The organism is Bacillus sp. AR13-1, assembly GCF_008042285.1.
In the GTDB taxonomy this organism is placed as follows: Bacteria; Bacillota; Bacilli; order Bacillales; family Bacillaceae_G; genus Bacillus_A; species Bacillus_A mycoides.
On the sequence record NZ_QNUA01000010.1, the window covers coordinates 100,772 to 121,385 of the forward strand.

A 20,614-nucleotide genomic window follows, 5' to 3' on the forward strand; every position below is an offset into this window, starting at 1 on the left:
GTTTCCCCCCGCAGTCGTCTTTTTTCGTATTACGCTGTAACCCAAGCTTCGTCAGCTGGATTTTTGCGCCACTCTTGTAATTTTTTCGTTTCAGCTTGTCCGATCATACCTTTTTCTGCTGCAACTTCAGTTAATGCACTGTAATCACTTAAAGAATATGATGCTACGTTTGCTGCTTCTAGTTTCTCTTTTCCTGACTCAAGCTCGTACGTGAAGATTGATACGATTCCTAATACTTCACAGCCAGCTTCGCGAAGTGCTTCTACACATGTAATTGCACTACCGCCAGTTGAAATTAAGTCTTCTACTACTACTACTTTTTGACCTTTTTCAGCTTTTCCTTCGATTTGGTTCCCTTTACCGTGACCTTTTGCTTTACTACGTACGTAGCACATTGGTAAATCCATACGATCGCTTACCCATGCAGCGTGCGCAATACCAGCAGTTGCTGTTCCTGCAATAACTTCTACAGTTGGGAAGTGCTCTTTAATTAACTCTTCTAATCCAGCTGCAATCGCTTGGCGTACTTTTGGATAAGATAAAGTTAAACGATTATCACAATAAATTGGTGATTTCATACCAGAAGACCAAGTAAATGGATCATTCGGTTGTAAAAATACTGCTCCAATTTCTAATAAATGCGATGCGATTTCTTTTTTCATACTGTTACACCTTCCCACTGTTGTTTTACTGTTTTATACGCTTCAAGCGGATTTTCTGCTTTTGTAATACTACGTCCAACTACGATGTAGCTTGAGCCAAGTTCCCTCGCACGTTTCGGTGTTGCTACGCGCACCTGGTCATTTACATCATCGCTTGCAAGACGAATCCCCGGTGTTACTGTTACAAATTCATTTCCGCATACTTCACGTAATTTTGGTACTTCAAGTGTTGAACAAACAACGCCATCAAGTCCACTTTCTTTCGTTAATTTTGCATAATGAGCAACCGCTTCTTCTAACGTTTTCTCAATACCAATCTCTTTTTTCATCATAGCTTCCGAAGTGCTTGTTAGTTGTGTAACTGCAATACAAATCGGTCTCTCTTTTCCTTCTTGCTTACCTTCCTCTAATCCCTCAATCGCAGCTTTCATCATACTACTTCCCCCAGCAGCATGAACATTTACCATATCTACATCTAGACTAGCTAGGCTACGCATAGCGCTTTTTACCGTATTCGGAATATCATGAAGTTTTAAATCTAGAAAAATCTTATGTCCTTTTTCTTTTAAGTACGTAATAATTGCAGGACCCTCTTTGTAAAATAACTCCATACCCACTTTGACAAATAACTCTTCCCCTTCAAAGTGGTGTAAGAATTGTTCTACCTCTTGTTTCCCTGGAAAATCTAGTGCAACGATTAACGACTGTGACATGTTTGCTTCCAGCTCCTTCCTTGACATTCCGAAATATGATCAAATCCTAATTCATCTAGTAATGCTGGTAATTCTTCAATAATTGTCGGACATACAAACGGATCGATAAAGTTCGCCGTTCCAACTGCGACCGCGCTTGCGCCCGCATAGAAGAATTCAATTACATCTTCCGCTGTTTCAATACCACCCATTCCGATAATCGGAATGTTAACCGCTTGACTTACTTCATGTACCATACGAATTGCTACTGGCTTAATCGCAGGCCCTGATAGTCCGCCCGTACGGTTTGCTAAAATTGGTTTTGCAGTTTTTAAATCTAGACGCATACCAAGCAATGTATTAATCATCGTTAAACCGTCCGCACCCGCATTTTCAATTGCTTTTGCAATTTCCACAATGTTTGCCACGTTCGGTGACAATTTCACATATACCGGTACTTCAGAAACCTCTTTTACTCGCTTCGTTAAATCAGCAGCAATTTCAGGATTTGTACCAAAAGCGATACCACCCGTTTTTACGTTTGGACAAGAAATATTTAATTCTAGCGCATGAACATTAGGTGCCTTTGAAATCGCCTTCGCAACCGCTACGTAATCCTCAGCTTGTGAACCCGCAACGTTTGCAATAATCGGAAGATCAAATTGCTCGAGAAAAGGTAATTCAGAATTCATTACCTTTTCTAATCCAGGATTTTGAAGCCCGATTGCATTTAGCATTCCGCCTGGTGTTTCAGCAACACGAGGCGTTGGGTTTCCATAACGAGGTTGTTCTGTTGTCGCTTTAATCATAATTGATCCAAGTACACTTAAATCATAGAACTGTGCATACTCACGACCAAATCCGAAGCAACCAGATGCTGGGATGATTGGATTTTTTAATGATAACCCTGGTAATTCAACTTGCAATCTGTTCATAGTACAACCTCCCCGATTGGAAATACTGGTCCGTCGCTACACACCTTCTTGTAAGAATGCCCACTCGGATCTGCTTGCAAATGGCATACACATGCGAAACATGCTCCGATACCACAGCCCATACGTTCTTCTAATGAAATGTAGGCTTTTCTCTCCTTATAGCGTCCTTCTAATGCACGAAGCATCGCTAAAGGTCCACATGAGTAGAGAATGTCAAAGTCAATTCCATAGCTATCGATTACATCTGTTACAAACCCTTTTGTACCATGTGTACCATCAACTGTTGCAACATACGTATCACCAAGTTCTGCGAATTTCTCTTCATAGAAGACAACATCTTTCGTTTGGAAACCTAAGATGTGAATAACGCGTACTCCTTTTGCTACAAGACGCTGTGACAATTCATATAGTGGTGGTACACCAATTCCCCCACCAACTAATAGAGCCGTTTGTCCAGATTCCGCTTCTTCTACAGGAAATCCATGACCAAGTGGTCCTAACACATCTACAAGTTCACCTTGTTTTCTTTTCGCTAATGTTTTTGTCCCTTGTCCTTCCGCACGATATAGCATTGTAAATTCGTTCTTGTCTTGATCGACATTACAAATACTAATTGGGCGGCGCAGAAGAGGCGTAATGCCCTCTGCTACCTTAATGTGTACAAACTGCCCTGGATCGTTCATTTGCTGCACTAAATCCCCTTGAAGCACTAATTCGTAAATGTTTTTTGCGATTTCTTTTTGGTTAACGACGATCATATTTTGCTTTTGCATCATGCATGTACCACCTCGTGACGCTTCGTTTGCGTAATTTCTTTCATTGAATGAGCTGAGAATGTCATAGATTCTAATACTCTCAAGATTGCTCTCGTTGTATCAAGTGATGTTAAGCAAGCCACACCATTTTCTACTGATTCACGGCGAATGCGGAAACCATCACGCGCTGGTTGTTTTCCTTTTGTTAATGTATTGATTACAAACTGCGCTTTCCCTTGACGGATAATATCAAGTAAGTTGTAGTCTTCAGAATCAATTTTGTTTACAACTTGCACCGGAATGTTTTGTTCTGTTAGCGATTGTGCTGTTCCTGCTGTTGCTAATAAGTTATAGCCGATTTCATGGAAGCGTTTTGCAATTTCCAGCGCTTCTTCTTTATCTTTATCCGCTACAGTGATGATTACTGATCCGTGCGTTGGAATGTTAATTCCTGAAGCAACAAGTCCTTTATATAATGCTTTTTCAAGCGTTAAATCTTTACCCATTACTTCCCCTGTTGATTTCATTTCAGGCCCTAATGTTGTATCAACTGAGCGTAGTTTCGCAAATGAGAATACCGGTGCTTTTACATACACTTCCTTCTCTTCTGGGTGATAGCCAGTTCCATATCCTTGTTCTACAAGGTTTTGACCTAAAATAACTTTCGTTGCGATATTTGCCATCGGTACGCCTGTAATTTTACTTAAGAATGGTACTGTACGGCTCGCACGTGGATTTACTTCAATTACATACACTTCATCTTTGAATACTACAAACTGAATGTTTAGTAATCCAACAATGTTTAAACCTTTTCCAAGCCCAATTGTATGTTCAATAATTTGTTCTTTTAGTTTTTCAGATAAGCTCTGTGGTGGATATACTCCAATTGAATCCCCAGAGTGAACTCCAGCGCGTTCGATATGTTCCATAATACCTGGAATGAATACATTCTCACCGTCTGAAATTGCATCTACTTCAATTTCTTTACCAACCATATAACGGTCGATTAATACTGGGTGATCTGCGTGAACTTTAACCGCATTTTTCATGTAGTGCAGTAATTCTTCTTGACGATATACGATTTCCATCGCACGTCCACCTAGTACGTAAGATGGTCTTACTAATACTGGGTAACCAATTTTGTCAGCGATCGCTACTGCTTGCTCTACAGTCGTTGCTGTTTTACCAACTGGTTGCGGGATACCAAGCTTTGTTAAAGCTGCTTCAAACTTATCACGATCTTCTGCACGGTCTAAATCTTCAAGTGATGTTCCTAAGATTTTTACACCGTGTGCTTCTAATTTAGCCGCTAAGTTAATTGCCGTTTGTCCACCGAATTGGACGATAACACCTTCTGGCTTTTCTAAATCGATAATGTGCATTACATCTTCGATTGTTAATGGTTCAAAGTATAATTTGTCAGAAATACTGAAGTCTGTTGAAACTGTTTCTGGGTTGTTATTAACAATGATTGCCTCATATCCAGCTTCTTTTATTGCCCATACAGAGTGAACTGTTGCATAATCAAACTCAACACCTTGACCAATACGGATTGGACCAGATCCTAGTACAACTACACTCTTACGATCTGTTACAATCGATTCATTCTCGTCACCATATGTGCTGTAGTAGTATGGTGTTGCAGATTCAAACTCTGCCGCACAAGTATCTACCATCTTATAAACAGGAGTCATATTGCTTTCTTTACGCATATCGTAAATTTCACGCTCTGTTTTGTTCCAAGCATTGGCGATGTAATGGTCACTGAAGCCCATTTCTTTAGCAGATTGTAACACTTCCATATTTCCTACATTCGCTTTTACTTCGCGTTCCATGTTTACGATATTTTCAATTTTTTGTAAGAAGAAGAAGTCCATTTCACACCATTCGTTGATTTCTTCTTTCGTTACACCTTGACGGATTGCTTCTGCTACAACGAACAGACGCTCGTCATCAGCTTTTATAATACGCTTTTTCATCGTTTCTTTATCAAGCTCTTTTAAGTGGTCTAACTCTAGGTGATAAACGCCAAGCTCTAAAGAACGAATCGCTTTTAATAATGATTGTTCTAAGTTACGTCCGATTGACATAACTTCACCAGTTGCCTTCATTTGTGTACCAAGTGTTCTGTTTGCTGATTCAAACTTATCAAATGGCCAACGTGGAATTTTTGAAACAACATAGTCTAATGCTGGCTCGAAGCAAGCATATGTTTTTTGTGTTACTGGGTTTATAATTTCATCTAATGTTAAACCGACTGCAATTTTCGCCGCTAGCTTCGCAATTGGATATCCAGTTGCTTTAGATGCTAGTGCAGACGAACGACTCACACGCGGGTTTACTTCGATTACATAGTATTGGAAGCTATGTGGATCAAGTGCAAGCTGAACGTTACATCCACCTTCAATTCCTAATGCACGAATAATTCTTAATGAAGTGTTTCGTAACATTTGATACTCACGGTCACTTAATGTTTGGCTCGGTGCTACAACGATAGAATCACCTGTGTGAACCCCAACCGGATCGATATTTTCCATGTTACATACTACAATCGCGTTATCATTCGAATCACGCATTACTTCATATTCAATTTCCTTACAACCGGCAATACTCTTTTCTAATAAACATTGTGTTACTGGACTATGTTTTAATCCACCTGATACGATTTCAATTAGTTCTTCTTCATTATTACAGATTCCGCCACCTGTTCCCCCCATTGTAAATGCTGGGCGAACAATAACTGGATAACCAATTTCTTTTACAAATTCATGTGCTTCTTCCAGCGTATGAATAATCGTGCTAGATGGAATTGGTTCATTTAATTCCTGCATTAATGTACGGAATAAATCACGATCCTCGGCTTGCTCGATTGCTGATAATTTTGTTCCTAAAATTTCAACTCCGCACTCTTCAAGTATGCCTGATTTCGCAAGTTCAACAGCCATGTTTAGGCCTGTTTGACCACCTAATGTTGGTAGGAGTGCATCTGGACGTTCTTTACGAATGATACGGCTTACGAATTCTAATGTTAATGGTTCTATATATACTTTATCTGCTGTTGCAGTATCTGTCATAATTGTTGCTGGGTTAGAGTTAACAAGGATTACTTTGTAACCTTCTTCTCTAAGAGATTGACAAGCTTGTGTACCAGAGTAATCAAACTCTGCTGCTTGCCCAATTACAATTGGTCCTGATCCGATTACTAAAATTGTGTTAATGTCTAGGCGTTTTGGCATAACTCTTCCCCTTCTTTCTTGAAGTTTTCAATCATTGCTAAGAAATCTTCGAATAAATCATTTGCATCTTCTGGTCCTGCAGAAGCTTCTGGATGGTATTGCACTGTAAATGCTGGGAACTTCGTATGACGAAGACCTTCTACTGTTCCATCATTTAAAGCAACATGTGTAATTTCCAGTTCTGTATTTCCAACTGATTCTTCTTCTACTGCGTAACCATGGTTTTGAGATGTAATTGCTACTTTTCCAGTTGCAAGATTTTTTACTGGATGATTTAAACCACGGTGACCGAATTTTAACTTACTTGTATTCGCACCAGATGCCAGGGCGAACAATTGATGTCCTAGGCAAATCCCGAATAAAGGAACTTTACCAATAATTTCTTTTAACATTTCAATTGCTTCTGGTACATCTTTTGGGTCCCCAGGTCCATTACTTAACATAATTCCATCTGGGCTAAGGCGTAGAATTTCTTCTGCTGTTGTATTGTAAGGTACAACAATTACATCACAATCACGCTTATTTAATTCTCGTAAAATACCATGTTTCATTCCGAAGTCTACAAGTACAACTCGGTGTCCACGGCCTGGACTTGGATATGGATCTTTTGTTGATACGCGTTTCACATGATCTGTAAAGACAGTTGCTTTCAATTGGCTAACGATGTCCTCTACATCCACATCCATATTGCAAAGACGTCCGCGTAAAGTTCCATATTGACGAATTTTTCTTGTTAATTTTCTCGTATCAATTCCTGCTAATCCTGGGATATTTCTTTCTTTCAAGTAATCATTTAGCGAAATTTCATTACGAAAGTTTGATGGGTGATCACAAATTTCGTTTACGATTAAACCATTTACAGATGGGTGAATTGATTCAAAATCATCACGGTTAATGCCGTAGTTTCCGATTAATGGATACGTAAATGTTACGATTTGACCGCAGTATGATGGATCAGATAAAGTTTCTTGATATCCAGTCATCCCAGTTGTAAATACAACCTCACCTGACTTTTCTATTTCTCCTCCGAAACCTTTTCCAATTAATACTGTTCCATCTTCTAAGATAAGTTGTCTTTTCATACTAATGCACTCTCCTTTTGCCATGCGATCTTACCACCAACGATTGTCATAACCGGCCAACCTTGGCATTTCCAACCTGCGAATGGTGTGTTTTTTCCTTTTGATAAGAATGTTGTTGGATCAATTTCTTCTTCTTGTTCTAAATCGATAATTGTAATATCAGCTGTTCTACCTTCTGTTAGGCGCCCTGCTTCTAAACCGAATGTGTCAGCTGGTTTTTCTGTTAAGAATTGAATCAGTTGCTCTAATGTAATGATTCCTTTTTTCACAAGGTTCGTATATAAAAGCGGGAATGCTGTTTCAAAACCAGTAATTCCGAACGGTGCTCTTTCAATCCCTTGCGCTTTCTCTTCTGCAGTATGCGGTGCATGGTCAGTTGCGATCATATCAATTGTTCCATCTAATAGTCCTTCAATTAACGCTGCATGATCTTCTTTTCCTCGAAGCGGTGGATTCATTTTAAAGTTAGGATCAGCCGATGGGATATCATCTTCACATAATACTAAGTGATGCGGTGTTACTTCTGCTGTCACCTTAATTCCAGCACGTTTCGCGTCACGGATTACACGTACAGATCCTTTTGTACTTACATGACATACGTGGTAGTGACAATTTGCAGCTTCCGCAAGTAAGATGTCCCGGGCAATATGTACGGATTCACATACTGATGGGATACCGTTTAATCCGTGTTTCTCAGAAAACTTCCCTTCATGTACACATCCTTTATTAATAAGTGTGTTCTCTTCACAGTGTGCAACAACTGCCATATTTAATTTCGATGCACGCTTCATTGCAGCTAACATCATGCTTGCATCTTGCACGCCTACGCCATCATCAGTGAAAGCAAACGCTCCAAGTTCTTTTAACGTTTCAAAATCGGTCATTTCAGAACCTGCTTGACGTACTGTAATTGCTCCATATGGTAATACATTTACATGTGCTTTTTCTTTAATACGCTTTTGCAGGTCTTCCATATGTTCTTTACAATCTGGTACTGGGCGTGTGTTTGGCATTGCGCAAATTGTAGTAAATCCACCTTTTGCTGCTGCAAGTGTTCCTGTTTCAATTGTTTCTTTATGTTCACCACCTGGTTCACGAAGATGAACGTGTACATCTACTAATCCAGGTGCGATTAACTTTCCATTTACATCGATTACTTCAGCATTATCTGCCGTAATATTTTCTGCTACCTTCGCAATTTTACCGTCTTGTACGAGAAGATCTGTTGCTACGATTGTTCCTTCTGCATTCATATAACGACCATTTTTAAACAAATAATTCATGTTTCATTCCTCCTAATACATTTGGTAATGCGCGTTTTAGTACAGCCATTCTTACGTAGACCCCGTTTTCCATTTGCTTGAATATGCGTGAGCGTTCACACTCGACAAGTTCACTCGCAATTTCAACATCACGGTTTACAGGGGCTGGATGCATAATAATGCTTCCTTCTTTCATACGTTTTTCTCTTTCAACTGTTAACCCATGTTGCTCGTGATACTCTTTCATAATGTCTGTTTCATAATGGTCATGACGCTCATGTTGTACACGAAGTAACATCATCACATCCACTTCTGGAACAAGTTCATCTAAACTCTTGTACGTTCCAAATGTGTTCTCTTCATCTTTCCACTCTTCTGGGCTTGCAAAGTAAATTGTCGCGCCCAGTTTCGTTAATGCTTCTGCATTAGAACGTGCTACTCGGCTATGACGAACATCCCCAACTATTGCAATCTTCAAACCTTCAAATCTTCCAAACTCTTGTTTAATTGTTAGAAGATCGAGTAGACATTGCGTTGGATGATTTCCACATCCATCTCCAGCGTTCAAGATTGGGATATTCACCTGATCTTTTAATTCATCGAAGTAACGATCTTGCTCATGGCGGATGACTACCGCTTTTGTTCCGATTGATTCTAGTGTTCTTATCGTATCGTATAAAGTTTCTCCTTTTTGTACGCTAGATGCATCTGCGGAAAAGTCTAATACTTCAAGTCCTAATCTCTTCTCAGCAACTTCAAAGCTAAATCTCGTCCTCGTACTATTCTCAAAGAACAAGTTCGCAACAAATGTTTGCTCTGTCGTTTTTCTCTCTTTTCCATTCGCGAAATTTTCTGCGTCTTTTAGGATTTCTGAAATTTCTTGTTCCGATAATTCACTCATCGTTAACAAATGGCTCATCGTCATCCCTCATCTTTCTGTTTTTTATGATAACACCATTGAATTTATATAACAATAACTGTATAAAAATACCCTAGTCTTTGAGACTAGGGTGCGTTAAAGTAGCCACCCTTTTCTATCTCACAGGACTGAATTAAAAGGTTATTTTTATGAAGCAATCTGCTTAGATTGTTTTGTTTTATTTGTTTGTTTTGTCTCTGGTAGTAGTAGATTTAATAGTACACCTACAATTGCTGCTAACGCCATTCCTTCTACTTGGAACGATTCACCTACGTGCAGTACCGCTCCGCCAATACCGATTACTAGTATAACTGATGCAATCATTAAGTTTCGTTTGTCACCTAAGTCTGTTTTATCGTCTACCATCATACGTAAACCACTTGATGCGATTACACCGAAGAGTAAGATTGATACACCACCCATAACTGGTGTTGGAATCGAATGAATCAGTGCTGAAATCTTCCCGATAAATCCAAACATGATTGCGAACACTGCTGAACCGATGAATAAGTATACACTGTATGCTCTCGTAATTGCTAGCACACCGATGTTTTCACCGTACGTTGTATTCGGTGGTCCTCCTATTAGTGATGCGATCAATGTTGCTATCCCATCACCGAAGATTGAACGATGTAAACCTGGTTTTTCAATTAAATCTCTTTTAATAACATTTCCAAGTACAATTTGATGTCCAATATGTTCTGAAATTGTTACAAGTGCAACTGGCACCATTAAGAGTACAATTTTCCATGAAAACTCCGGAGTATATGTTACAAACGGTACTGTGAAGTCTGGTATGACAAACCATTTTGCCTCAGCTACTGGCTTTAAATCTACTAGCCCTTGGAAGTAAGCGAATATATACCCGCCGATGATTCCAAGTAGCACTGGTATGATACTGAAAAATCCTCTCCCGAATATGGAGCAAATGATTGTAATTGCTAATGTTACTAATGCTACTGAAAAGTGTGTAATGCTATACTTACCATCCGCACCGTTCATCGCCATGTTCACTGCTGTATGTGCTAAAGATAAACCGATTACCATTACGACTGGCCCAACTACGATTGGCGGAAGTAATTTCATAATCCATTCTGACCCAGATTTCTTAATTCCGAGTGAGATTAAGATGTAAACAAGTCCCGCAAGCATTCCTCCAAGCATCGCTGCTCCAGGTCCACCTGCTGTTTTCGCTGTAATAATTGGTGCAATAAAGGCGAATGATGATCCTAAATATGCTGGTACTTGACCTTTCGTTATTAGAAGAAACGCTAGCGTTCCTAATCCACTTGATATTAAAGCTACTGATGGATTCAGTCCTGTTAAAAACGGAACAAGCACTGTTGATCCAAACATCGCGAACAAATGTTGTATACTTAATAATAACCATTTTCCCGGTTTCGGTACTTCATGAATGTCTAACACTGGCTTTTGCTCCATTGTTACATCCTCCTTCAGTTTTAATTTTTGCAATAAAAAAACTCTTTGTGCCTGTGCACAAAGAGTCCTACACTTTCGTATGCCAAATTTGACATATGAAAGCCAAGACCCTTTGGCAGCCTCACAGGACTACATTTAAAAGGGCTTTACTTATCGTATATGCTTACTCGATCTTGTTGATCTGTCTCTTGCAAATCAACTTCGATACGCTCTTCACTAGATGTTGGAATGTTCTTTCCTACATAATCAGCGCGAATTGGTAATTCACGATGACCTCTATCAACAAGAACAGCCAATTGGATTTGTGATGGTCTACCTAAATCCATAAGAGCATCCATTGCTGCTCGAACTGTTCTACCTGTATATAACACATCATCCACAAGGATAACTTTTTTCTTCGTAATATCTACAGGAATATCAGAACCTTTTACAAGTGGTTCTTTATGTTTCGATTGTAGTGTTAAATCATCACGATATAACGTAATATCTAACTCTCCTACTTCCATCTCTTTTCCTTCAATTTGACCAATTCGTTCTGCCAAACGTTGTGCAATAAAAATTCCACGTGTTTTTATTCCGACAAGAACACAATTATCGACACCTTTATTTCGTTCCACGATTTCATGACTAATTCGTGTTAAAGCGCGGCGAATCATTTGGTCATCTAAAACGACAGCTTTCTCTTGCATGCTCTACACCTCCAAGCTTTTTTTCTTGCGTGAGAGTAATGGTATAAAAAAAGTCCTCTCAGCGTGTGCGAGAGGACTTTTGAAAAAAGGGTACAACATACCCTAAGTATTTCAAACCGTTACCTTCTCAACCTCACGGGGCTGTGTTAAAGGATCATTATTTAACTGTTGTCATTATCTCAGTTTTCTTATGATTTGTCAATACTATTTCCGTAAAACATTTAGCGCTTCTTCAAACACTTCTGGAATCGGTGCCTCAAACTCAATATATTCACCAGTACGAGGGTGATCGAAACCTAAAATCCCTGCATGAAGTGCTTGTCCATTCATATCTAATGTTTTCTTCGGACCATACTTTGGATCTCCTGCAAGTGGATAACCAATATATTTCATATGAACACGAATTTGGTGTGTACGTCCCGTTTCTAAGCGGCATTCTACAAGTGTGAAATCCTTAAATCGCTCTAACACTTGGAAATGTGTAACTGCATTCTTACCATTTTCATCAACAGTCATACTTTGACGTTCTTTTTTATCACGACCAATTGGAGCGTCAATTATTCCTTTATCATGTGGAATTACACCATGTACAATCGCTTTATAACGTCTTGTTACCGTTTTTGCTACAAGTTGATTTACAAGTGATTCATGCGCCATATCATTTTTAGCAACCATTAATAATCCAGATGTATCCTTATCAATACGGTGTACTATACCAGGACGCATTACACCGTTAATACCTGATAGGTCTGTACAATGATGCATAAGTCCGTTTACAAGCGTACCCTTCGTATGCCCTGGTGCTGGATGTACTACCATGCCACGCGGCTTATTTACAACTAGTACATCGGCATCTTCATAATAAACTTCTAAATTCATATCTTCCGGTTGAATATCTAACTCTTCTGGCTCGGGAATTGTTACTGTAATTTCATCATTTCCTTTTACTTTATAATTCCCTTTAACTGATTTCCCATTTACTGTCACAACAGCATCTTTAATCCATTGCTGCACTTGTGAACGTGACCATTCACTGTTTATTTCTGCAACGAATTTATCAATTCGCTCGCTTTTTTGTTCTTCTGCAACTGTTACTTGTACTACTTCACTCATTCAATTACTCCTTCGCTTTCTTTCCTTCTAATACTGTTTGAATAATAATTAATACAACTCCAATACATAATGCTGAGTCAGCTATATTGAATACCGGATAGTTGTACGAGAAAATATACACGTGAATGAAATCCACTACTTCTTGTCTAAATACACGATCAATAAAATTGCCAATTGCTCCGCCTAAAATTAGACCTAATGAAATACCTAGAAGCTTGTCCGTTTTCGCATATTTTTTCATATAAAATACGATAAATGCTACGAAAATGACTGTAATAATGTAGAAAAACCACATTTTATTTTCTAAAATACCCCAGGCAGCTCCTCTATTTCGATGAGATGTTATGTATAATACATTATCGATAATCGGAATGCTCGTACCCAATTCCATGTTCTTTACAATTAGCCACTTCGATATTTGATCGATGGCAATGACAAATAACGCTATTACATAATATATCATTTTCATTTCCCCCACAAAGACAGTGTACCTCAAAATTTTAGCATAGCTGCTACCTTTTCACAATGAACCTTTGTAGAAGAATAAAATAAATTAAAAAAAGGTAACATAATATCGTTGTGCGTATTTCATACATTTACCTTTTCATAGAAAAATTCATGAATAGTACGAGCAGTCGGCATTGTTTTCATTTGTTTTGTAGAAATCGCTCTTCCAGTTTCTTCACAAATACCGTACATATCTATTTCCATTTTAAACAATGCACGTTCTACATCTTTTAAATCCTCTTTTATATCATGTAATAGCAATTTTTTCTTTGTCTCTTCCTTTATTTCGTATCCAAGTTCTTGCCCAAATTCCATATAGTATGTGTGCATTACTTCTTTCGCCAATCTATCTTGCAACTCTTTTCTCATCAATTGCAATTCTTCTTTTATTTCCATATAAATTTCATTCACGTGTACATTCCTCCCAGCTGCAATGTACAATTAGTGTGTCCGAAATTTCCACGCTTACCTCACACACATTTTTCCTTCGTAGGAAAGAGAGTGAAAGTTATTTCGATATATCATCAACAAAAAACTGACTGCTATTATGAGCAGTCAGCTTTTTTTCATTATTTTACATAATTTTCTTTAACAACCGTTGCACAACGCTCACATAATGTTTCATGTTCTGCATCTTTACCAATTGTTTCTGAAACAACCCAACAACGTTCACACGTCTCACCTGTCGCCTGTGCTACAACTACAGCTGTATACTCATACTTTGGTGCTTCTGTTGGCGCTTCTTCAATTGTACCACCAAGTTTATACTCAGAGACGATGAATAATTGCTTTAAGTCTTCGCTAATAGACTCTAACATAGCCTTCATTTCTGCAGTCGGATATAGCGTAATGCTCGCATTTAATGACTTACCAATTACTTTCTCATTACGAGCTACTTCTAACGCTTTTAAAACGTCATCACGTAATGTCATAAATGCATCCCATTTTGCTCTTAACGCTTCTGAACCCTCTACTTCTGTAGCTTCCGGCATATTAGTTAACTGTACGCTTTCTTCTTCTGCACCAGGAACATATGGCCATACTTCATCAGCTGTATGAGGTAAGATTGGCGTTACAAGTTTCGTTAATGCAACAAGAACATCATATAATACAGTTTGAATTGCACGACGATCCGCGTGATCTGCACCTTCAATGTATAAAATGTCTTTTGCAAAGTCTAAGTAGAATGAACTTAGATCAATTGTACAGAAGTTGTGAATTGCATGATATACAGCAGCAAAGTCATATGTTTCATATGCATCTTTTACTTTTGTAATTAAGTCATTTAACTTCACTAACATGTAACGATCTACTTCACGAAGTTCAGCTACCGCTACTGTATTTTCACTTGGATTAAAATCATCTAAGTTTCCTAATAAGAAACGGAATGTGTTACGGATTTTACGATACACTTCTGCTACTTGTTTTAAAATATCATCTGAAATACGTACATCAGATTGATAGTCAACAGAAGATACCCATAAGCGTAAAATGTCTCCGCCTAATTGATCCATAATTTTCTTCGGTACGACGATGTTTCCAATCGACTTACTCATTTTACGTCCTTCACCATCTAGTACGAAACCATGGCTTAGTACGCCTTTATATGGAGCTTTACCAGTTACAGCAACTGCTGTTGATAATGAAGAGTTAAACCAACCACGATACTGGTCAGATCCTTCTAAATATAAATCAGCTGGACGTTGTAAGTCTTCGCGCTCTTCTAATACCGCTTGGTGAGAAGAACCTGAATCGAACCATACATCCATGATGTCTGTTTCTTTACGGAATTCACCATTTGGGCTACCTGTATGTGTAAATCCTTCTGGTAATAAATCTTTCGCTTCACGCTCGAACCATACGTTAGAACCGTGCTCACGGAATAAATCTGCTACATGATTAATTGTTTCATCTGTAATAATTGGATCACCATTTTCTGCATAGAATACAGGAATTGGCACACCCCATGCGCGCTGACGAGAAATACACCAGTCACCACGGTCACGAACCATATTATGAAGACGAGTTTCTCCCCATGCTGGTACCCATTTTGTTTCCGCAACAGCTTCTAATAATTCTTTACGGAACGCTTCAATAGATGCAAACCACTGCGCTGTCGCACGGAAAATAATTGGTTTTTTCGTTCTCCAATCATGTGGGTATGAATGCGTAATGAATGTTAGTTTCAGTAACGCGCCTACTTCTTCTAATTTTTCCGTAATTGGCTTGTTAGCTTTATCATAGAATAAGCCTTCAAATCCAGGTGCTTCATTTGTTAATACACCTTTATCATCAACTGGGCAAAGTACTTCTAAGCCATACTTTTTACCAACAACGAAGTCATCTTCCCCGTGTCCTGGTGCTGTATGAACACAACCTGTACCTGCATCTGTTGTTACGTGCTCTCCTAGCATAACTAATGAGTCACGATCGTAGAATGGATGTTTTGCAACTGTATACTCAAGTTCGCTACCTTTTACCGTTTTCACAACTTCAGCATTTTCCCACTCTAACGTTTTTGCAACTGTCTCAAATAGTTCAGAAGCGATGATATATTTCTCATCATTTACTTTCACAATAGCATATTCAAGTTCTGGGTGAACAGAAATACCTAAGTTTGCAGGTAACGTCCAAGGCGTTGTTGTCCAAATAATGTATTTCTCATCACCTTCTAATACGTTCTTTCCATCTTTTACAGGGAATGCTACGTAAATAGATGCTGATTTTTTATCTTGATATTCAATTTCAGCTTCTGCTAAAGCTGATTCACTTGTTGGAGACCAGTAAACTGGTTTTTGTCCTTTATAGATATAACCTTTTTTCGCCATGTCACCAAACACTTTAATTTGTTGTGCTTCATAAGCTGGCTCTAAAGTAATATATGGATTATCCCAATCTGCACGTACACCTAAACGCTTAAATTGTTCACGTTGACGTTCCACTTGCTCATATGCATACTCTGCACATAACTTACGGAACTCAGCAACTGTCATTTCTTTACGCTTTACACCTTTATTTGTTAAAGCTTGCTCAATTGGTAAACCGTGTGTATCCCAACCTGGTACATATGGTGCACAGTATCCAGTCATTGATTTAAAACGAACAATAAAGTCTTTTAACACTTTATTTAGTGCGTGTCCCATATGGATGTCACCATTTGCATATGGAGGTCCATCATGTAGTACAAATAAAGGACGGCCTTTCGTATGTTCTTGTACCTTTTCATAAATATTCATTTCAGCCCATTTTTCTTGCATTGCAGGCTCACGTTTCGGTAAATTCCCACGCATCGGGAATTCTGTTTTTGGCATTAGTAATGTATTTTTGTACTCCATGCTCAATTCCTCCTTAAATATATAAACGACAGACCTTAAAAAAGGGAATAAAAAAGAGACCTCTCATCCCCAAAAAGGGACGAGAAAGTCTCCCGCGGTACCACCCTAGTAGACCATATACAAATGCATAAGGTCCTCTTTATATTCTTAACGCGAATATACGCCTACGCTTACTAAATTTGTTCAGCGCGGAACTCCAGGGTGATATTCCCATTATCTCCTTATCCTGAGCTTACACCATCCTCAGTTCGCTATATAAGGTATGAAAAAGGTACTTATCCCTATCTTCGTTTTTCTTAATAAATATGCTGTTTAAAATTATATGTAATAATGAGAAAAACGTCAAGCTTACACTGTTTCTTCTTTTTTCAACAGTTCGTCCACTTCGTCTTCTAATTCAATTAGTTTATCCCAATCATCGTTGTTTAACATTTCAAGTTGTGTTTCTAATAACATACGGAAACGAGTTCGGAATACTTTCGCTTGTTTCTTCAACTCTTCAATATCAAAAGCAACTTTTCTTGATTTCACTAACGCTTCATTAATGATACGATCTGCATTTTTTTCTGCTTCACGTACAATTAATTTTGCTTCTTTTTGTGCATTACGCTTCACTTCTTCAGCAGCTTCTTGTGCGACAATGATAGATTTGTTCAGCGTATCTTCAATATTAGAAAAATGATCTAACTTTCCTTCTAATTGTGCAACCTTTTCTTCTAAAGCTTTTTTCTCACGAATGACTAATTCATAATCTTTGATGATTTGATCAAGAAACTCATTTACTTGATCTTCATCGTAGCCACGAAACCCGCGACCAAATTCTTTGTTATGAATATCTAATGGTGTTAACGGCACAACGCCACCTCCAAGTAGTTATCTAAATTTCCTCTTTCAATTATATCTTTTCTTCGACAAAATAAGAGAATTTCCTTCTAAAAAACCAATCATTTTAGTATACCATACAAAACTCTCCATTTGTCGCGCTTCGTTTTACCTTCTACAGAAAATAATTTACTTCGTCCATACCCTCTAACCGAGAAAACATCCCCTGGAAAACATTCATACGAAGTTTGCTCTACTGTTTTCCAATTGACTTTTACTAAGCCACCTTTTATAAGAGGCTGTACCTTCTGCCTAGATATATGTAGCATTTCAGCTAATAAAACATCTAGACGAAGTGACGAAACAGTCCCAGATTTTTCTCCCCATTTTTCACCTACACGCAAAATTTTCTCTACTTGTATAGGAGAGAGTGTGACTTTCATTTTCCCTATTGATTGTAAGTTCATTTCAATATACGATACAACTTCTTTGGCAACTGCAATTTGGGCACGGTCTTCTTGAAGCAAAATATCACCACATTTTTCCCTTGTTAAACCAAGCGACATGAATGCACCTAATATTTGCCTATGTTCTAGCGTAAAAAACTTGGAAGGATAGTCAATTTCTAATACTTCTACTTGAAATTCCTCTTCATTTAATTCTAGATAATCTGGATAAATTAGTGCTCTTTTCCGTTCGGCTTCAGGCATCGCACCATCAAACCGTACAGCTACATCTCCTTGCCCTATTACCATAGAAACAATTTGTTGCTGTCTTGGATCAAGAAAATCTGTTAACTTGACTTGATGGTACTCAGCAGCCTGTTTCCACTCTAATACTTTATCCACAAAGACCTCTTCATCAGGTCTAAAATGCTCATAGATGCTCATGTATTTAACCTCACACTATAAAAAATAGTTGAATAAACTCACTAAACCACCTCTAGCAAGTTTCAAGGCAACAATAGCAACAAGTGGAGAAATATCAATCATACCAAATGGTGGAATAAACCTCCTAAACGGCTCTAAATACGGTTCGCAAATACGCGCAAGAAAATCTCCAAAAGCTGATTCCTTTGCGCCAGGAAACCATGATAGGAGAATGTAAATAATTAGTGCCCACGAGTAAATCTCGATAGCAGTAAGTAACACTGTTAAAACTGTTGTCATGGCGTATTACCACCTCTTTATATTTGTCTCTTCTTCTTCACCGAATAACTCTGAAATCGCACCAACGATATCAACATTTTCAGGTGTACACATAAATGTTTTCGGGCCTATTTTTTGAATATCCCCGCCTATAGCGTATACAGTACCACTTAAAAAGTCAACGATACGTACAGCTTGATCTGTAGACATTCTTTGCAAATTAATTACAACAGCTCGTCTACCTTTTAAGTGATCCGAAATGCCTTGCGCTTCCGAATATGTACGTGGTTCTAGTAAAACAACTTTTGAAGATTGCTTCGCTGTTTCAATACTCACTACATTTTGCTTCGGTTGCACTTTCGCAAACGGAACATCTTGTTGTTCTGGGGGATCTTGTTGCTTTTTCATGTCTGTTTGCTCCTTTTCATAACTATATTGAGCTGCTTCTTTTTCTTCCGGTGTGTCAAAAAAGAAGTATTTTACTTTTGACCAACTCATAATAACTTTCTCCTTCCTCCTACGCTTTTCCTACTAAAACCGTTCCCAAACGAATATATGTAGCGCCTTCCTCAATTGCAATCGTGTAATCATTTGACATTCCCATTGATAATTCTTTACATGGTGCATGTAATAATTCTAGCTCCTGCACCTCTGTTTGTAGCATGCGCAATTCCTTAAAGCAGCGACGAATCTCTTCCTCTTCTCCTGTAAACGGAGCCATTGTCATTAATCCTACCACTTCAATCTTATCCAATTCTTGCAAACTTTGAATAAAAGAAATTGTTTCTTCTATCGCCAATCCTTGCTTTGATTCTTCAGATGATGTTTTCACTTGAATAAAGCATTTAACTTTCTTATCAGCACGTTTTTGAATTTCTTTTGCAAGCGAAAGACGATCTAATGAATGTAAATAATCAATCTCATTAATGATTTCTTTTACTTTTCTCGTTTGCAATGATCCAATAAAATGCCAATTCACTTTTGAACCGAAATGCTCGTATTTTTGTAAGAAACCTTCATTTCTATTTTCACCTAAATCAATAATTCCTGTTTCAATTACTTCGCTTGTTTTTTCAATCCCTACAGTTTTTGTAACTGCAACGAGCTTAATATCTTTCATCGAACGTCCAGCTCGTACACAAGATTCTTTAATTACTTCGTTTACATCTGCTAAATTCCCTTGCACTGTCACTTACTTCACTCCTCCTTAAAACCTATGAAACTCAACATTCTCCCCGTCTTACCTTGATCACGACGATGAGAGAAAAATAATTGTTCTTCACAGCTTGTACAAAGAGATGACATTACAATATGTTCTTCTTTTATGCCTGCTTGTACACATAATATACGATTAACTTCTTTTAAATTAATTGCATACTGACCATCAGAAATTACTTTATGAGGAACAGATCCGTTTACTACTTGCTGTGCTGCTGTTAATACACGATTATCAACAACATAACAACATGATCCGATTGCAGGACCAATTGCGACATGAATTTCATCACTTGAAACACCTTCTGCATTCCACTTTTGAATCATTTCTTTCGCAATCTCTGTTACAGTCCCTTTCCACCCAGCATGCGCAAGTCCTATCATATCATGTGATGGTGCATAAAAATAGAGCGGAACACAATCAGCGTAACAAGATGTTAAGAGAACATCTTTGTTAGTCGTATAAATGCCATCCGTTTTTGGAATACCGTCTTCATATGAATAAACGCCTTTCCCTTTTTCTTGCAGTCCTACTTTCTCAACATGATGGTCATGAACTTGTTCAGAGCAAATCCATTTTTCTAATGGTTTTTGTAACTTATTAGCTAAAATGCGTCTGTTTTCATGAACATTCTCCACGATATCATTCACATGTAATCCTAAATTCATCGCATGAAAGGAGCCTGTACTTACTCCACCATCTTTTGTCGTAAATCCAACAGTAATGTTTCCAAGTTCTTTCCACGCTTGTAAATACAGTATACCGTCCGCATATTTAAATGGTTCTCTCATAAAGCGACTC

Annotated in this window: 20 protein-coding genes and 1 other annotated feature; all 20 genes read right to left on the reverse strand. The window is 38.2% G+C overall.

What is annotated here, in order from left to right:
* Positions 1–29: 29 nt before the first annotated feature.
* The 20 genes from pyrE to pgeF all read right to left on the reverse strand — a co-directional run bounded on the left by pyrE (position 30) and on the right by pgeF (position 20,604).
* Positions 30–662, reverse strand: a complete 633-nt coding sequence (gene pyrE, locus DN408_RS08525; protein ID WP_000711455.1) for an orotate phosphoribosyltransferase — start codon at positions 660–662, stop codon at positions 30–32.
* Entirely contained in the window at positions 659–1,375 is a 717-nt protein-coding gene (gene pyrF / locus DN408_RS08530; protein ID WP_000083510.1) for an orotidine-5'-phosphate decarboxylase, read from the reverse strand. The genes pyrE and pyrF overlap by 4 nt, the downstream gene beginning before the upstream one ends.
* Positions 1,360–2,289, reverse strand: a complete 930-nt coding sequence (pyrD, locus tag DN408_RS08535) for a dihydroorotate oxidase B catalytic subunit (protein WP_002088238.1) — start codon at positions 2,287–2,289, stop codon at positions 1,360–1,362. The genes pyrF and pyrD overlap by 16 nt, the downstream gene beginning before the upstream one ends.
* Entirely contained in the window at positions 2,286–3,065 is a 780-nt protein-coding gene (gene pyrK, locus DN408_RS08540) for a dihydroorotate oxidase B electron transfer subunit (protein WP_002088239.1), read from the reverse strand. Before pyrK ends, pyrD begins: the two co-directional genes overlap by 4 nt.
* Positions 3,062–6,280, reverse strand: coding sequence for a carbamoyl-phosphate synthase large subunit (gene carB / locus DN408_RS08545; RefSeq protein WP_002128845.1), 3,219 nt, complete (start codon positions 6,278–6,280; stop codon positions 3,062–3,064). The genes pyrK and carB overlap by 4 nt, the downstream gene beginning before the upstream one ends.
* On the reverse strand, positions 6,265–7,362 hold the full coding sequence (locus DN408_RS08550; RefSeq protein ID WP_002111416.1) for a carbamoyl phosphate synthase small subunit: 1,098 nt from the start codon (positions 7,360–7,362) through the stop codon (positions 6,265–6,267). The genes carB and DN408_RS08550 overlap by 16 nt, the downstream gene beginning before the upstream one ends.
* The gene (gene pyrC, locus DN408_RS08555; protein ID WP_002088243.1) at positions 7,359–8,645 is read right to left on the reverse strand and encodes a dihydroorotase; all 1,287 of its coding nucleotides are present in this window, start codon (positions 8,643–8,645) and stop codon (positions 7,359–7,361) included. The genes DN408_RS08550 and pyrC overlap by 4 nt, the downstream gene beginning before the upstream one ends.
* Positions 8,629–9,543, reverse strand: coding sequence for an aspartate carbamoyltransferase (pyrB, locus tag DN408_RS08560; RefSeq protein WP_078177809.1), 915 nt, complete (start codon positions 9,541–9,543; stop codon positions 8,629–8,631). Before pyrB ends, pyrC begins: the two co-directional genes overlap by 17 nt.
* Positions 9,544–9,690: 147 nt before the next feature.
* Positions 9,691–10,983 (reverse strand): uracil permease, encoded by a 1,293-nt coding sequence (gene uraA / locus DN408_RS08565; RefSeq protein ID WP_002014712.1) that lies wholly within the window; start codon positions 10,981–10,983, stop codon positions 9,691–9,693.
* A gap of 146 nt (positions 10,984–11,129) precedes the next feature.
* Complete coding sequence (gene pyrR, locus DN408_RS08570; RefSeq protein ID WP_001156489.1) at positions 11,130–11,672, reverse strand: bifunctional pyrimidine operon transcriptional regulator/uracil phosphoribosyltransferase; 543 nt, start codon at positions 11,670–11,672, stop codon at positions 11,130–11,132.
* A gap of 204 nt (positions 11,673–11,876) precedes the next feature.
* The gene (locus DN408_RS08575; RefSeq protein WP_002128848.1) at positions 11,877–12,785 is read right to left on the reverse strand and encodes an RluA family pseudouridine synthase; all 909 of its coding nucleotides are present in this window, start codon (positions 12,783–12,785) and stop codon (positions 11,877–11,879) included.
* Positions 12,786–12,789: 4 nt separating this feature from the next.
* A complete protein-coding gene (gene lspA / locus DN408_RS08580; protein WP_002128849.1) occupies positions 12,790–13,248 on the reverse strand; it encodes a lipoprotein signal peptidase LspA in 459 nt (152 codons plus the stop codon).
* A gap of 125 nt (positions 13,249–13,373) precedes the next feature.
* Positions 13,374–13,703 carry a TraR/DksA C4-type zinc finger protein gene (locus DN408_RS08585; RefSeq protein WP_002014715.1) on the reverse strand — a complete coding sequence of 110 codons (330 nt, stop codon included), beginning with the start codon at positions 13,701–13,703 and terminating at the stop codon, positions 13,374–13,376.
* Between the two features lie 158 nt (positions 13,704–13,861).
* Positions 13,862–16,627, reverse strand: coding sequence for an isoleucine--tRNA ligase (gene ileS2 / locus DN408_RS08590; RefSeq protein ID WP_147740063.1), 2,766 nt, complete (start codon positions 16,625–16,627; stop codon positions 13,862–13,864).
* A 72-nt stretch (positions 16,628–16,699) separates the two neighbouring features.
* Positions 16,700–16,924 (reverse strand) — a binding site (T-box leader).
* A gap of 51 nt (positions 16,925–16,975) precedes the next feature.
* Positions 16,976–17,482 carry a septum site-determining protein DivIVA gene (gene divIVA, locus DN408_RS08595; RefSeq protein ID WP_001131609.1) on the reverse strand — a complete coding sequence of 169 codons (507 nt, stop codon included), beginning with the start codon at positions 17,480–17,482 and terminating at the stop codon, positions 16,976–16,978.
* Between the two features lie 89 nt (positions 17,483–17,571).
* Positions 17,572–18,339 (reverse strand): YlmH family RNA-binding protein, encoded by a 768-nt coding sequence (locus tag DN408_RS08600; protein WP_002033759.1) that lies wholly within the window; start codon positions 18,337–18,339, stop codon positions 17,572–17,574.
* A 15-nt stretch (positions 18,340–18,354) separates the two neighbouring features.
* Positions 18,355–18,618: a YggT family protein gene (locus DN408_RS08605; protein ID WP_002014720.1), complete on the reverse strand. Its 264-nt coding sequence runs from the start codon at positions 18,616–18,618 to the stop codon at positions 18,355–18,357.
* A gap of 6 nt (positions 18,619–18,624) precedes the next feature.
* Positions 18,625–19,095: a cell division protein SepF gene (locus DN408_RS08610; RefSeq protein ID WP_002014721.1), complete on the reverse strand. Its 471-nt coding sequence runs from the start codon at positions 19,093–19,095 to the stop codon at positions 18,625–18,627.
* 19 nt (positions 19,096–19,114) lie between these two features.
* Entirely contained in the window at positions 19,115–19,789 is a 675-nt protein-coding gene (locus tag DN408_RS08615; protein ID WP_002033757.1) for a YggS family pyridoxal phosphate-dependent enzyme, read from the reverse strand.
* Positions 19,790–19,794: 5 nt separating this feature from the next.
* Positions 19,795–20,604 carry a peptidoglycan editing factor PgeF gene (gene pgeF, locus DN408_RS08620; protein WP_033731206.1) on the reverse strand — a complete coding sequence of 270 codons (810 nt, stop codon included), beginning with the start codon at positions 20,602–20,604 and terminating at the stop codon, positions 19,795–19,797.
* Positions 20,605–20,614 lie beyond the last annotated feature (10 nt).